The sequence below is a fragment of the Psychrobacillus sp. NPDC093180 genome (assembly GCF_044754065.1).
In the GTDB taxonomy this organism is placed as follows: domain Bacteria; phylum Bacillota; class Bacilli; order Bacillales_A; family Planococcaceae; genus Psychrobacillus.
Genome location: NZ_JBIVOJ010000010.1, coordinates 100,389 through 114,670 on the forward strand (window position 1 = coordinate 100,389; position 14,282 = coordinate 114,670).

15 protein-coding genes and 1 other annotated feature are annotated in these 14,282 nt (G+C 37.4%); all 15 genes read left to right on the forward strand.

The window, feature by feature from the left end; genetic code table 11:
* The first annotated feature begins 223 nt into the window (after positions 1 to 223).
* The 15 genes from ACIP9W_RS15900 (at position 224) to ACIP9W_RS15970 (ending at position 14,281) form a co-directional block, all read left to right on the forward strand.
* On the forward strand, positions 224 to 1,066 hold the full coding sequence (locus ACIP9W_RS15900) for a sigma-E processing peptidase SpoIIGA (protein WP_400791309.1): 843 nt from the start codon (positions 224 to 226) through the stop codon (positions 1,064 to 1,066).
* Entirely contained in the window at positions 1,066 to 1,773 is a 708-nt protein-coding gene (sigE, locus tag ACIP9W_RS15905; RefSeq protein WP_142537657.1) for an RNA polymerase sporulation sigma factor SigE, read from the forward strand. Before ACIP9W_RS15900 ends, sigE begins: the two co-directional genes overlap by 1 nt.
* Positions 1,774 to 1,863: 90 nt before the next feature.
* On the forward strand, positions 1,864 to 2,646 hold the full coding sequence (gene sigG, locus ACIP9W_RS15910; protein WP_142537658.1) for an RNA polymerase sporulation sigma factor SigG: 783 nt from the start codon (positions 1,864 to 1,866) through the stop codon (positions 2,644 to 2,646).
* Positions 2,647 to 2,754: 108 nt separating this feature from the next.
* The gene (locus tag ACIP9W_RS15915; protein ID WP_142537659.1) at positions 2,755 to 2,994 is read left to right on the forward strand and encodes a YlmC/YmxH family sporulation protein; all 240 of its coding nucleotides are present in this window, start codon (positions 2,755 to 2,757) and stop codon (positions 2,992 to 2,994) included.
* A 76-nt stretch (positions 2,995 to 3,070) separates the two neighbouring features.
* Entirely contained in the window at positions 3,071 to 3,763 is a 693-nt protein-coding gene (locus tag ACIP9W_RS15920; protein ID WP_400791312.1) for a YggS family pyridoxal phosphate-dependent enzyme, read from the forward strand.
* Positions 3,760 to 4,236 (forward strand): cell division protein SepF, encoded by a 477-nt coding sequence (locus ACIP9W_RS15925; RefSeq protein ID WP_282245567.1) that lies wholly within the window; start codon positions 3,760 to 3,762, stop codon positions 4,234 to 4,236. Before ACIP9W_RS15920 ends, ACIP9W_RS15925 begins: the two co-directional genes overlap by 4 nt.
* Before the next feature lie 19 nt (positions 4,237 to 4,255).
* A complete protein-coding gene (locus ACIP9W_RS15930) occupies positions 4,256 to 4,519 on the forward strand; it encodes a YggT family protein (protein WP_282245565.1) in 264 nt (87 codons plus the stop codon).
* A 407-nt stretch (positions 4,520 to 4,926) separates the two neighbouring features.
* Positions 4,927 to 5,715 (forward strand): YlmH family RNA-binding protein, encoded by a 789-nt coding sequence (locus tag ACIP9W_RS15935; protein ID WP_400791314.1) that lies wholly within the window; start codon positions 4,927 to 4,929, stop codon positions 5,713 to 5,715.
* Between the two features lie 92 nt (positions 5,716 to 5,807).
* A complete protein-coding gene (locus ACIP9W_RS15940; protein WP_400791316.1) occupies positions 5,808 to 6,326 on the forward strand; it encodes a DivIVA domain-containing protein in 519 nt (172 codons plus the stop codon).
* A gap of 40 nt (positions 6,327 to 6,366) precedes the next feature.
* Positions 6,367 to 6,589, forward strand: a binding site (T-box leader).
* A 148-nt stretch (positions 6,590 to 6,737) separates the two neighbouring features.
* Positions 6,738 to 9,488, forward strand: coding sequence for an isoleucine--tRNA ligase (gene ileS / locus ACIP9W_RS15945; protein ID WP_400791318.1), 2,751 nt, complete (start codon positions 6,738 to 6,740; stop codon positions 9,486 to 9,488).
* Between the two features lie 254 nt (positions 9,489 to 9,742).
* A complete protein-coding gene (gene lspA, locus ACIP9W_RS15950; RefSeq protein ID WP_282245557.1) occupies positions 9,743 to 10,219 on the forward strand; it encodes a signal peptidase II in 477 nt (158 codons plus the stop codon).
* The gene (locus ACIP9W_RS15955; RefSeq protein ID WP_282245555.1) at positions 10,219 to 11,145 is read left to right on the forward strand and encodes an RluA family pseudouridine synthase; all 927 of its coding nucleotides are present in this window, start codon (positions 10,219 to 10,221) and stop codon (positions 11,143 to 11,145) included. The genes lspA and ACIP9W_RS15955 overlap by 1 nt, the downstream gene beginning before the upstream one ends.
* 205 nt (positions 11,146 to 11,350) lie before the next feature.
* Positions 11,351 to 11,890 (forward strand): bifunctional pyr operon transcriptional regulator/uracil phosphoribosyltransferase PyrR, encoded by a 540-nt coding sequence (pyrR, locus tag ACIP9W_RS15960; protein ID WP_282245553.1) that lies wholly within the window; start codon positions 11,351 to 11,353, stop codon positions 11,888 to 11,890.
* Positions 11,891 to 11,920: 30 nt separating this feature from the next.
* Entirely contained in the window at positions 11,921 to 13,213 is a 1,293-nt protein-coding gene (locus tag ACIP9W_RS15965) for a uracil-xanthine permease family protein (RefSeq protein ID WP_400791322.1), read from the forward strand.
* Between the two features lie 189 nt (positions 13,214 to 13,402).
* On the forward strand, positions 13,403 to 14,281 hold the full coding sequence (locus tag ACIP9W_RS15970; RefSeq protein ID WP_400791430.1) for an aspartate carbamoyltransferase catalytic subunit: 879 nt from the start codon (positions 13,403 to 13,405) through the stop codon (positions 14,279 to 14,281).
* The last annotated feature ends 1 nt before the right edge of the window (position 14,282 follow it).

Consider the following 14,282-nt stretch of genomic DNA (forward strand, 5'->3'; position numbering starts at 1 on the left):
GGCTCATCGCACACCCGGCGGAAAGCGTCCGACCTGCAGTGAAAATCTAGCGGACACTTCATCAACCACCTAATTCGCAGTTTCCCTACATGATGAACTACCCCTGATATGGGTAGTTTTTTATTATGGTTTTTTGTCGTTAAAAAAGAAGCTTTTCCACCGTTCTTTTGACAAAGTTTTTATAAATGACATGGTACCATTTAGTAAAAAAGGAGGGAGAATCATGTACGCGGAAGTCATGATCGCAACGAATACTTTTTTCAACTATACCGTGTTAGCATTTGCGAACAAAATTGGTTGGATTGAAAACCAAAAAAGATATTTATTCCTTTCAGCTTTTGTTGCTGGAGTGATTACAGTCATCTTCTCTCATCACGTAAGTACAATATTTTTATCTTTTTTTGTGATGATCGGCATAGCCTTTTGGAAGAAACGCACACAAATCGTTAAAGCGATTACACTCACATTACTTGCTAGCATTTTCGCTGGAGGCTTATTAACGGCAATAGCACCAATGTACAGCAAAAGTAATAGTGCTTTTATGATGGTGAATTTCGCATTAATCGCAATTGGTGGGCTTTATTTCTTAACAAAACATGTGCTACATCTCAACATATCCAATGCAGAAAGAGAGTTACTATATACATCGCATATAACTTTGTTTGGCGAAACAAAGGAGCTAACTCTTTTTATTGACTCGGGAAATGTCTGTAAAGAACCACTTTCAAATGATCCAGTACATTTCGTTGCATCAGAAGTGTTACAAGATGTGCTACCAAAAGAATTGTTCCAAGCTATTAGTGACTGGGAGTTTGAAAAAGATAAAGGACTTGACAAACTCTCCAAAGAATATGCTACCAAATTACGTTTAATACCAATATCTACAATACAAAAAGAGAAAACATGGGTCATTGGAATAAAGTACGAGGACTGGATAGTAAATGATCTGCCATTACCTAAAGGATATATTGTCATGACAAGAGTAAAAGATAAATTTCCACACGGTGCAGATGGAATTCTGCATAGTTCTTCCTATTTTCATTTAAAGAAAAGGAGTGTTAGATAATGCTGTTGAGATTACTAAGAAGATTATATTATTGGATATTATCATTTAGAAGAAGTGGCGTACATTATATTGGAGGAAATGAGTCTCTTCCTAAGCCGCTCACAAGAGAAGAAGAACGTGAAATGCTTTTAGCTTTTATGGATGGAGACGAGCATGCCAGAGACGTACTTATAGAACGAAATTTAAGGCTTGTCGTGTATATTGCCAGAAGGTTTGATCAAACGAACACGAATATAGAAGATCTTATTAGTATTGGCTCAATTGGACTTATTAAAGCGGTGGAAACATTTAATCTGGATAAAGGGATTAAACTTGCTACATATGCATCCAGATGTATTGAAAATGAAATTTTAATGCATTTAAGAAAAACGAATCGAATGAAATCAGAAGTTTCTTTCGATGAACCATTAAACTCTGATTCTGATGGCAATGAATTGCTTTTATCCGATATATTAGGAACTAGTGAGGATTTGATTATTGAAGATGTAGAAAAAAAGCTAGAGCGACAACATGTGTTTGAAGCGATTAATCTACTTGGAAATAGGGAAAAGTATATAATGCAATGTCGTTTTGGTTTGAATGGAAAAGAAGAAATGACACAAAAAGAAGTTGCGGATCATTTGGGTATTTCACAGTCTTATATATCACGCTTAGAAAAGAAAATAATATTAGATTTAAAAGAGCTGCTAAACGAACCAATTGCTTAATGGTTGAAATTGGATTTGGCGTCTCGGAATAATCTTCACTCCTCAGGACAAACTGATTAAGAACCAATTAAAAAGTCCGGAGGAAGATCTATGACGAGAACAAAAGTAGAATTATGCGGCATTGATACATCTAAGCTTCCTTTACTTAAGCATGAAGAAATGAAAGAATTGTTTATCAGGTTACAAGCAGGTGAAGAGTCGGTTAAGGAAGAACTAGTTATGTGTAATTTAAGGCTAGTACTAAGTCTTGTTCAACGTTTTGCCTACCGCGGAGAACAAGCAGATGATCTGTTCCAGGTTGGATGTATTGGACTCATTAAGTCAATTGAAAACTTTGACTTAAAGCATAACGTTCGTTTTTCCACGTATGCGGTTCCGATGATTATTGGAGAAATTAAAAGACATTTACGCGATCATCACTCTGTACGCGTTTCTAGATCGTTACGAGATATTGCCTACAAAGCGATGAAAGCAAAAGAACAATATATAAATGAACATTTACAAGAACCAACACTGGATGATCTATCGAAAATATTAGAAATACCAGTGGAAGATATATTACTTTCCTTGGATGCTATTCAAGATCCAGTTTCTCTCCAGGAACCTATTTTTAGTGACGGAGGAGACGCTATATATATGATGGACCAATTGTGTGATAATGATGTATCCGAAGAACAATGGGTAACCTATTTTACGGTAAAAGAAAGTTTCCAAAATCTCGATGCAAGACAGAAAAAAATATTAACGAAAAGAATTTACTACGGGGCTACACAAACGGAAATTGCTACAGACTTAGGATTATCCCAAGCACAAATTTCCCGCTTAGAAAAAAGTGCATTGTCTACGATACAAAGCCATTTGAATCCAAAATGAATATATGTTGAAAAATTTTCAACGATAAATAGGCGAAACGCTTTTTCTGCATAGAAGAAGCGTTTTTTTTCGATTTCGTTCATACAATGTGGTAAAAGGAGGTTGACGATGAAATTTTCAGATGCGCAACAAAAAGAAGTAATTGAAGCGAGTAGTGGGCAATTATTAGGATTTATAGTCGATGCGGAAATTGATAAAGAGAGCGGGTATATTACTTCATTTATCGTAGAAACAAATGGATCTTATCCAGCATTCTTTAACAAAAAAAGAGAAACTAAAAAAATTGCAGTTCAAAATATAGCTATTATTGGTAAAGATGTAATAATTGTTTCGAGAAACATAGAATAGGCATGTTTCATCATTGATAAATCAGTGTTTCATTGATACAATAAACAAAAACAAATGATGAAAAGTTGGTTTTCATATGACAAACGTACAGCAAAATTTACAACAAATAAAACAACATATTCAAGAAGCATGTAACCGTTCTGAACGAAAAGTTGAGGATGTAACGATTATTGCAGTGACGAAAGAAGTTTCCGTGGATCGTACAAAAGAAGTAATCGCTACCGGCATAACCCATTTGGGGGAAAATAGACCGGATGGATTAAAGAACAAATTAGATGCCATTTCAGACAATGTCAAATGGCATTACATAGGAACGCTGCAAACGAGAAAAGTAAAGGCAGTCATCAATGAAGTGGATTATTTACATTCACTTGACCGCATCAGTTTAGCAGATGAAATTGAAAAAAGAGCAACTTCAAAGGTAGATTGTTTTGTACAAGTAAATGTTTCGGAAGAAGAATCTAAACATGGTCTTTCTATCTTAGAAGCAGAGGATTTTATAAGTGAATTAGAAAATTACTCCCGTATTCGTGTCGTTGGATTGATGACAATGGCTCCCAATACAGACGATCATTCCGTTATCCGTAATGTCTTTCGTCAGCTAAAAGCTCTACAAGAAAAAATTGCAGCAAAACAGTTAATTCATGCACCTTGTACGGAGCTATCCATGGGAATGTCCGGAGACTATGAAATTGCAATTGAGGAAGGTGCTACATTTGTTAGAATCGGAACAGCATTAGTAGGTAAAGAGAGGGAGGAAATTAAATGAGCATGAAAAACTGGATGAAAAATTTCTTCTACTTAGATGAAGAGGAAGAAACTTCAGTAGCACAGCAGCCAAAACCTCAGCAACAACCAGTAGAAAGTCAAATGCGACAACAACCGGTTAAGTCTCCTGTGAAAGAGCGTAAATTTAATACGACACCCAAAGAAATGCCTGTACCAAATTTAGTCAGCATCCAAAATGTACAAAAGTCTTCTAAAGTAATTTTGATTGAGCCACGTGTATATGCAGAAGCTCAAGATATTTCTGAACACTTAAAAAATAAAAAAGCGGTCATTGTAAATTTACAACGAATTGACAAAGACCAAGGAATCAGAATCATCGACTTTTTGAGTGGAACCGTGTACGCTTTAGGTGGAGACATCCAACGAGTCGGTACTGATATTTTCCTTTGTGCCCCAGATTCCGTAGAAGTAGCAGGAGCCATTTCGGATTATTATTATAACGATTTAGATTAATAGAGGAGCATTCTAAAATATGATTTTATTTTTAAACTTGTTAAATCAAGCGGTGACAATATATACGTATGCATTGATCATCTATATATTAATGTCATGGGTGCCGAGTATCCAACAATCTGCTGTGGGAAGGTTTTTAGGAAGAATTTGCGATCCATATTTAGATATATTCCGTAAAATCATTCCTCCAATAGGCATGATTGATATCTCTCCAATTGTTGCTATCTTTGCTTTAAGGCTTGCAATGAGTGGGGTAGCGTATCTTCTTCTAGCATTCATTTAAACCTCACATTCGTGGGGTTTTTGTCATTTCTGAAAGAAGACAAGACCCTCCCCAAAAACGATTGTACAGATGGACAAGTATCAACGGTCAGCGGACTTGTCCTACAATAAAACAAATGTATGAAAATGTTACAATCATGGAAAACTACTAATAACAACCTAAACTCGGAAAGTGGATGGGTATACAATTAGCACAAAGAATGATCTCGTAAATATCTTTGTATCTATCGCAACAGACAAATTCTAAAACAAATTCAGCTATGTGGATAGATATAGGAGTTATAGGCCAAGCCACTTTTCGCCCACCTTAGAAGGAAAGTTGTCCAATGCCCCACCAATGAAGAGCAGATGAACGCTTAATCGAAGGAAAAGTGGGGGAGTTCAATATACATAAGGAGATAAACTCAAATGGAGCATGTATTACAGCATTTTAGGAAAGAAGAGCAACCTTTTATAGAGCAAGCCGTGAGCATGATGCATGAAGTAGAAAATAGATATGCACCGAAGCTGACTGATTTCTTAGATCCAAGACAACAATTTATCGTAGACTCTATTCGAAGACAATATGAAGGAATTGAATCAGAAGCGGATGGTGCACTGGATCAAGCAGAACGAAAAAGGGTTTTATTGTACCCTTCTTATTTTGCACCAACAACCGAAGACTTCTCGATGGCTGTTGTGGAAGTAAAATACCCGACAAAGTTTGTTACGCTGAAGCATAAGGACGTACTAGGGGCCATGATGTCGTTAGGAATTGACCGAAGTAAATTTGGGGATATCCGAGTAGTAGATGGTGCTATTCAATTTGTTGTAGCTTCGGAAGTACTAGACTATGTACGAGCGAACTTCACGTCAATCGGAAAAGTGAAGGTACAAATGGAATTAGTGGAAGATCCGGAAAACTATTTTGACCAATCAGAAGAATGGTTAACCGAGACTTTAACAGTAAGCTCTCTACGATTAGATACAGTGCTTTCTGCTGTTTTTAATATTTCTCGTCAAAAATCTGCTTCTCTTATTTCCGGTGGGAAAGTGAAAGTGAACTGGGCAGAGAAAGATCAATCATCTTTGGAACTGCAGGAGCTTGATTTACTTTCTATTCGTGGATTAGGACGAGTTAAGTTATTAATGATGGAAGGAAGAACAAAAAAAGATAAAATTCGACTCCAAATAGGTCGTTTAGAGCAAAAAAAATAAATATATACAACAATCTTGGAATTTTAGATGTTTTCCCTCTGTCGTAAATGTATAATAGAGAGACGATAGTCTAGTCAAAGGAGATGGAACAAATGCCATTAACACCACTTGATATACATAACAAGGAGTTTAGTAAAGGTTTTCGTGGATACAATGAAGATGAAGTAAACGAATTCCTTGATCAAATAATGAAAGATCTTGAAATCCTAATAAAAGAAAAAAAAGATCTAGAAACCAAATTAAAATCTTCAAGCGAAAAAGTTGGGCATTTCACATCGATTGAAGAGACTTTGCATAAGTCAATCGTTGTTGCTCAAGAAGCTGCTGAAGAAGTACGAAGAAACTCTCAAAAAGAAGCGAAGTTAATCGTAAAAGAAGCAGAAAAAAATGCGGATCGAATTGTCAATGAAGCACTATCCAAGGCAAGAAGAGTAGCGATAGAAATTGAGGAACTGAAAAAACAGTCAAAAGTTTTCCGCAATCGATTTAAAATGCTAGTAGAAGCACAATTGGATCTTATCAATACAGATGATTGGAACCATTTAATGGAGTACGATGTGGATACAGAAAGTCTGGATCGCGTTTCGGCAACAGAAGAATACAATTCTTGACTGTTGGACTTACATTTTCTATAATAATTTCATATCATATAAATATGCGTTGAAAAAGACGTCTAAAATAGTTTCGAATAAGCGACTTGGGGATGGTGAGAGCCCAAGCAATGAAAATATTTTAGATTATCACTTTGGAGCAAGGATACCCAAAAACAAAGTAAGTGTCCTCGGTTTATGCCCCGTTATGGCATACTAAGCGGCGATTTCTAAAAAAATCGCAAGTAGGGTGGTACCGCGAGCATAAACTTCTCGTCCCTTTTTGGGATGAGGGGTTTTTTTGTTTTTTAAAAAACATTTGCCTGTCGGAGGCCTGCAGGAAGCAGGTTATGCAGTCGCGAAAAAAGATCGCTAACTTAGACAGTAGTCCTTCGACTAGGCGCTTACGCAAACAATTTAGGAGGAATTTAAATGGAGTACAAAGACACATTATTGATGCCGAAAACAGATTTCCCAATGCGCGGAAATTTACCTGCAAATGAACCAAAAATCCAAGAAAAATGGGATCAAATGGACATTAACAAATTACAGCTAGAGCGTACAGCGGATCGCCCAGAATTCGTTTTACATGATGGACCTCCATATGCTAACGGAGATATTCATATCGGGCACGCTTTAAACAAAGTATTAAAAGATATGATTGCTCGCCATCGTTCCATGACTGGTTACCATGTACCTTATGTACCAGGCTGGGATACACACGGATTACCAATCGAGCAAGCGTTGACTAATAAAGGTGTAAAGCGTAAAGAAATGACTGTTGCGGAATTCCGTGAGCTTTGTGAGAAGTATGCGTATGAGCAAATCGACAACCAACGTTCTCAATTCCGCCGTCTAGGAGTGCGCGGGGATTGGGAAAATCCTTATATTACATTGAAACCTGAGTTTGAAGCTCGTCAAATTGAAGTGTTCGGTAGAATGGCTGAAAAAGGCTATATCTATAAAGGATTAAAACCAGTTTACTGGTCACCATCATCTGAATCTGCGTTAGCAGAAGCAGAAATCGAATACCAAGATAAAAAATCACCTTCTATTTATGTGAGCTTTGAAGTAAAAGATGCAAAGGGTGTTGTACCAGCAGATGCAAAATTCATCATTTGGACGACAACTCCTTGGACAATTCCAGCAAACTTAGGTATTTCTGTGCATCCAGAATTCACTTATGCAGTAGTACAAGTAGCGGACAATAAATTTATTGTGGCGAAAGATTTACTAGCTTCTTTAGCTGAAACTTTAGAGTGGGAAGCATATGAAGTGCTGCAAGAAGTAAAAGGGGCAGATCTAGAATATGTTGTGGCTAAGCACCCGATTTATGATCGTGATTCTCTTGTAATGATTGGAGAGCATGTAACAGCTGATGCGGGTACTGGCTGCGTTCATACAGCACCAGGTCACGGGGAAGATGACTACTTAGTTGGTAAACAATACGGTTTGGATATTTTAAGTCCAGTTGATAATCGAGGCTGCTATACAGACGAGGCACCTGGGTTTGAAGGATTATTTTATGATGATGCAAACAAAGTTATCACAGAAAAACTTAAAGAGCTAGGTAGACTTGAAAAGTTAACTTTCTTTAAACATTCTTATCCACATGACTGGCGTACGAAAAAACCAGTTATTTATCGTGCAACACCACAATGGTTTGCTTCTATTGATGCATTCCGCGATGAATTATTACAAGCAGTTCGCGAAACAGCGTTTACACCTGCATGGGGTGAAACTCGACTGTATAATATGATTCGTGACCGTGGAGACTGGGTAATTTCTCGTCAGCGTGCATGGGGTGTACCGATTCCGATTTTTTACGCGGAAAATGGAGATCCAATTATCACTCCAGAAACAATTGCAAACGTCTCTAAATTGTTCCGTGAGCATGGATCTAATATTTGGTTCCAAAAAGAAGCGAAAGAACTGTTACCGGAAGGCTTTACACATCCAAGTAGCCCGAATGGTCATTTTACAAAAGAAAATGATATTATGGATGTTTGGTTTGACTCAGGTTCCTCTCACCAAGGTGTGCTTGTAGAACGTGGGATGAAATATCCAGCTGACCTTTATTTAGAAGGCTCTGACCAGTATCGTGGATGGTTTAACTCATCTCTTATTACTAGCGTTGCGATTAATGGATATGCACCATATAAAGGGCTGCTTTCTCACGGTTTCGTGTTAGACGGAGAAGGTCGTAAAATGAGTAAATCAGTTGGAAATGTTATTCTTCCTTCTAAAGTAATGAACCAATATGGTGCGGATATTTTACGTCTATGGGTTGCTTCGGTTGATTACACAGGTGACGTTCGAATTTCGATGGATATGTTAAAACAGGTTTCAGAAGTATATCGTAAAATTCGTAATACTTTCCGTTTCTTACATGGAAATGTTGCAGACTTCAACCCTGCAAAAGATCGTGTAGCATACGAAAATTTACGTGAAATGGATCAATACGTGTTTATGCGTTTGCAAGAAGTGTTAAAAACAGCTCGTGCAGCATATGATCGCTACGATTTCGCAGCAGTTTATCATGCAGTTAACAATTTCGTTGCTGGTGAGTTGAGCTCGTTCTATTTAGATGTTGCGAAGGATGTTGTATACATTTACGGAGCGGATCATCCGGATCGTCGCGCTATGCAAACAGTAATGTATGATACATTACTTACTTTATTGAAAGTAATGACACCAATCTTGCCGCATACAACAGATGAGCTTTGGGCTTATTTGGAGCATGAAACAGAAGAAAGTATTCAGTTAACGGATATGACAGATGCAGTACAATATCCAAACTTCGAAAGCTTAGCTTCTAAATGGACGAAAATTATGGATTTACGTGACGATGTATTAAAAGCATTGGAAGAAGCACGTAATGCAAAAACAATTGGTAAATCATTAGAAGCAAAAGTAACTTTATATGTGAAAGATGAATATACATCATTGTTTGAGACAGATACGATTGATTTTGCACAGTTATTCATTGTCTCTCAATTTGAGTTAGTGGAAGCTGCTGCTGAAAATAGTTTGGTACTTGAGCATGCATCTGTATTAGTAGAAAAAGCAGACGGCGAAAAATGTGAACGCTGCTGGACTATTTCTGAAACGGTTGGAACTAACGAAAAACACGCAACATTATGTGCACGCTGTGCGGATGTTGTAGAAGAAAATTACATGTAATGAGTAGATGTGGTCCTCTTAGCAGGACCACATTTTTTGTGTCTTTGACGTGGAAAATATGTTTAGTTGGAATTTCGATGCATTTAGTTGGAATAATCGGGGTGTTAGTTGTAAAAGGATATTTTTTCCTGTATAAAGCGATTGATTTCGATGGCGATATCTGGGGATTTTCATTTTTATTTAACCACTCTTTTACGGATAACATAATTGTATGGTAAACTAGGGAAGATTCTTTTAAATCGGGGGAATTTGATGTGTGGAAATTTTATGGAATAGCGGCAATTGTCATTGCCCTTGATCAGTGGACTAAATGGTTGATAGTTAAAAATATGGAACTAGGGGAACGTATACCTATATTGGACCCTTATATCGCACTACTTTCCCATCGGAACAAGGGAGCAGCATGGGGAATGCTTCAAGGACAATTTAGCTTATTTGCTATTATCACAGTCATCGTTATTATCGGGATTATTTATTATTTTCATAAAGAAGCAAAAGGCAAGCCGGTATTTCAAGTCGGATTGATGATGCTACTCGGTGGAGCAATAGGAAATTTTATCGATCGAGTATGGAGAAGAGAAGTAGTCGATTTTGCCGATGTGTTAATACCAATTATTAATTATGATTTTCCGATTTTTAATGTTGCAGATGCGGCGTTATCAATTGGTGTAGTTATGGTAATAATATTCATAATAAAAGAAGAACGAGCAGAAAAGAAAAAGGTGAAGTAATGGAAGAATTTACATTTGTAATAGAAAAAGAACAAGCAAAAGAGAGAATTGACAAAGCAATAGCCTCTTTTGACACGGATTGGTCACGAACGCAAATCCAAAACTTTATAAAAGATGGACATGTGTTAGTTAATAACGAAGCTGCAAAATCGAATTATAAAGTAAAAGAAGGCGACGTTATTGTAATCACGCCTCCTGAAGCAATACCACTCGATATAGTTGCAGAAAACTTGAATTTACACATTGTCTATGAGGACGAAGATGTTGTAGTGGTGTATAAACCACGTGGAATGGTCGTTCATCCAGCTCCAGGACATACTAGTGGTACGCTTGTTAATGGGCTGATGTACCAAGTAAATGATTTATCCGGCATTAATGGAGTGTTACGTCCAGGAATAGTTCACCGTATTGATAAAGATACGACTGGGTTATTAATGGTTGCCAAAAATGATGTCGCACATGAATCATTGGTAGACCAATTAGTGAAGAAAACAGTAACGCGTAAATATACGGCACTAGTGCATGGACATATTCCTCATGATAAAGGAACAATCGATGCTCCTATTGGGCGAGATAAAAAAGAGAGACAAAGCATGGCTGTTGTAGATAACGGAAAGCATGCAGTGACGCATTTCCGTGTATTAGAACGCTTCAATAAATATACGTTAGTAGAGTGCCAATTGGAAACAGGAAGAACGCATCAAATTCGTGTGCATATGAAATATATTGGACACCCACTAGCGGGAGATCCAAAATACGGTCCGAAGAAAACAATTGATTTTAACGGTCAAGTATTACACGCCGGTGTTTTAGGATTTGTTCAACCAAAAACAGGTGAGTATTTAGAGTTTTCTTCCCCACTTCCGGAGGATTTCGAAAATTTATTGCAAGATTTGAGAAAACAATCCTTGCTAAAAGAAGACTAGTAGCTTATACTGTAAAAAGAAAATCGAATAGCTTCACCTTTAATAACAGTCCAGAGAGGCTGAGAAGGTATATGTGAAAGTGACTCACTATTAGTCTGCGGACTTTTTAAGTGTGCCTCACCCTATTTAATCATGCGCATACAACCTCTTGGGCTTCTCTAGCTCAAGAGGTTTTTTATATTTTGGAAAGGGGAAATGAAGAAAGATGCCAGAAAAAGCGAGCATTTTAGATGAACAATCGATTAAACGTGCACTTACACGAATTGCACATGAAATTATTGAACGAAACAAAGGAATAGAACAGTGTATACTCGTCGGTATAAAAACGAGAGGTGCTTTCTTAGCGAAACGACTCGCGAAGCGAATCGAGGAAATAGAAGGCAAAGCTATTAAAACAGGGGAACTTGATATAACGCTATATAGAGATGACTTATCCTTAAAAAATGGAACAGACGAACCATTAGTACAGGAAGTAGATATAACACATGATGTGTCAGATAAAAAAGTAATCCTTGTCGATGATGTACTATATACAGGAAGAACGGTTCGAGCTGCAATGGATGCAGTAATGGATTTGGGAAGACCTGCACAAATACAGCTTGCAGTTTTAATAGACCGCGGACACCGAGAGCTTCCTATTCGAGCTGATTATGTTGGGAAGAACATCCCGACTTCAAGCAGCGAACGAATTGTTGTGAAAGTATCCGAAAAAGATGGTGTAGATGCTGTTACTATTTTCGAGTAATAATTTTAAAGAAAAGGGTAGGAATATTTCATGTCAAATACCGTATTAGATGTAAATGAAAAACCGTCTGGAGGGCAACTCATCACCTTAAGCTTCCAGCATATGTTCGCCATGTTCGGTTCCACTATCTTAGTACCACAGCTAGTAGGTTTAAGTCCTGCAATTGCGTTACTTACGAGTGGTATAGCGACAATATTCTTCTTATTAATAACCAAATTTCAAGTACCCGCTTATTTGGGCTCATCCTTTGCTTTTATTGCACCAATCATACTTGCAACCCAGATAGGTGGAGTAGGAAGTGCAATGATAGGTGGTATGCTGGTCGGTATTACTTACGGCCTAGTGTCGCTGATCATTTGGAAGAGTGGATACAAATGGATTATGAAACTATTACCACCAATTGTAGTAGGTCCAGTTATTATGGTTATCGGTTTAGGACTTGCAGGCGTAGCAGTTGATATGGCGATGAATATTCCAATTCCGGATACGGATTTAAAGCAGTATAGCTTCATCCATTTCACAGCAGCATTAGTAACATTACTAACAGCAGTTTTTTGTACAGTGTTTTTTAAAAATATTTTAAGTACAATGCCGATTTTAATTGGCTTAATAGTAGGATATATATACTCGGCTGCCATTGGAATAATTGATTATTCTGCAGTGAAGGAAGCAGCTTGGTTTGAAGTTCCAGCCTTTTTAATACCTGGAGTAGATTATGATTTTGTTATAACTCCTCATTTGATATTAATCATGGTGCCAATAGTGATCGTCACAATATCCGAGCATATCGGTCACCAGCTTGTACTAGGAAAAGTAGTGAATCGTAATTATATTAAAGAGCCGGGATTACATAGATCTTTGCTCGGTGATGGTTTTGGTACATTTGTCAGTGCATTAATCGGTGGTCCACCGAAGACGACATATGGTGAAAATATAGGTGTCCTCGCTATTACAAGAGTGTATAGTGTGTATGTCATTATGGGAGCAGCAGTAATCGCTATCCTATTATCATTCTTTGGAAAAGCAATGGCTGTTATAGCGACAATCCCAACAGCCGTTCTAGGTGGAGTTTCGATTCTACTATTCGGAATAATAGCTGCAAGTGGTTTAAGAATGCTAGTAGAAGCAAACGTAGACTTTGGGAATAGTAGAAACTTAGTTATCGCGTCTGTGATTTTGGTAATCGGAATCGGTGGAGCAAAATTCGTCGTGACTGAATCTTTAAGCATAGAAGGGATGGCTCTAGCAGCAATCATCGGGGTTATACTAAACTTAGTATTACCAGGTAGAAAAGCAGCAGAAATACAGGATTTAGAAAACTGAATAAATAACCTTTTAATAAGTTGAACAGAGAGTCAGCAAAAGGTTCGGATAGACTAGTTGGAACTTCGTTAAGAGATTCCTTTACTTGCCTATGCTTAAACGGACCTTCTTGAGACTTTTCAAGAAGTTTTTTTTATAGGAAAGAGGGGGATTAAGTTGGAAAACTTACTATCAATGAAAGATTTATCGATTGAAAATTTAGTATCAATGAAAGATTTATCGGTTGAACAAATAACAGCAATATTAGAACAGGCAAAAGCTTTTCGAGAAGGTGCTGCCTCGTCATTGAAAAATAAATATACAATGTCTAATTTATTTTTTGAACCAAGTACTCGTACGAAAATGAGTTTTGAAGTGGCAGAACGAAAGTTAGGGTTAACTGTAATTCCTTTTGAATCAGGTTTTTCCAGTACATTAAAAGGAGAGACGCTTTACGATACAGTAAAAGTTTTAGAAGCGATCGGGATAGATGCTGTAGTAGTAAGACATGAACAAAACAATTTTTTTGAAGAGTTAGTAGGAAAAACGAAAGTTGCTATTATCAACGGCGGGGATGGAACGGGTAATCATCCAACACAAAGTCTTCTCGACATCTTCACGATTTGGGAAGAATTTGGGACTGTCGAGAACAAAACTATCACTATAGTCGGAGATATAGCACATAGCCGAGTTGCAAAATCGAACGCAGATGCCCTTTCAAGGCTTGGAGCTAAAGTACAGTTTGTTTGCCCGCCTGAATGGCAAGGAGATTTCAACTGTATCCACGATTTCGATGAAGTAATTGAATCAAGTGATGTGGTAATGTTGCTTCGAGTTCAACATGAAAGACATGAAGTAAGTGGGATATTCTCTAAAGAAGACTATCACCAAACATACGGTTTAACAGTGGAAAGAGAACAAAAAATGAAAGATGGAGCCATCATTATGCATCCAGCTCCATTTAATCGAGATGTGGAAATCGCGAGTGAATTAGTAGAATGTGATCGCTCTAGAATTTTTAAACAAATGGAAAATGGCGTGTATGTCCGCATGGCGATCACTGAAATGATATTGAAAGGGAGAGAATAAC

Excerpts from the sequence above, each read along its gene's own strand:
- ACIP9W_RS15900 (WP_400791309.1), top strand. The coding sequence starts at position 224 with ATGTACGCGGAAGTCATGATCGCAACGAATACTTTTTTCAACTATACC.
- sigE (WP_142537657.1), top strand. The coding sequence starts at position 1,066 with ATGCTGTTGAGATTACTAAGAAGATTATATTATTGGATATTATCATTT.
- sigG (WP_142537658.1), top strand. The coding sequence starts at position 1,864 with ATGACGAGAACAAAAGTAGAATTATGCGGCATTGATACATCTAAGCTT.
- ACIP9W_RS15915 (WP_142537659.1), top strand. The coding sequence starts at position 2,755 with ATGAAATTTTCAGATGCGCAACAAAAAGAAGTAATTGAAGCGAGTAGT.
- ACIP9W_RS15920 (WP_400791312.1), top strand. The coding sequence starts at position 3,071 with ATGACAAACGTACAGCAAAATTTACAACAAATAAAACAACATATTCAA.
- ACIP9W_RS15925 (WP_282245567.1), top strand. The coding sequence starts at position 3,760 with ATGAGCATGAAAAACTGGATGAAAAATTTCTTCTACTTAGATGAAGAG.
- ACIP9W_RS15930 (WP_282245565.1), top strand. The coding sequence starts at position 4,256 with ATGATTTTATTTTTAAACTTGTTAAATCAAGCGGTGACAATATATACG.
- ACIP9W_RS15935 (WP_400791314.1), top strand. The coding sequence starts at position 4,927 with ATGGAGCATGTATTACAGCATTTTAGGAAAGAAGAGCAACCTTTTATA.
- ACIP9W_RS15940 (WP_400791316.1), top strand. The coding sequence starts at position 5,808 with ATGCCATTAACACCACTTGATATACATAACAAGGAGTTTAGTAAAGGT.
- ileS (WP_400791318.1), top strand. The coding sequence starts at position 6,738 with ATGGAGTACAAAGACACATTATTGATGCCGAAAACAGATTTCCCAATG.
- ACIP9W_RS15955 (WP_282245555.1), top strand. The coding sequence starts at position 10,219 with ATGGAAGAATTTACATTTGTAATAGAAAAAGAACAAGCAAAAGAGAGA.
- pyrR (WP_282245553.1), top strand. The coding sequence starts at position 11,351 with ATGCCAGAAAAAGCGAGCATTTTAGATGAACAATCGATTAAACGTGCA.
- ACIP9W_RS15965 (WP_400791322.1), top strand. The coding sequence starts at position 11,921 with ATGTCAAATACCGTATTAGATGTAAATGAAAAACCGTCTGGAGGGCAA.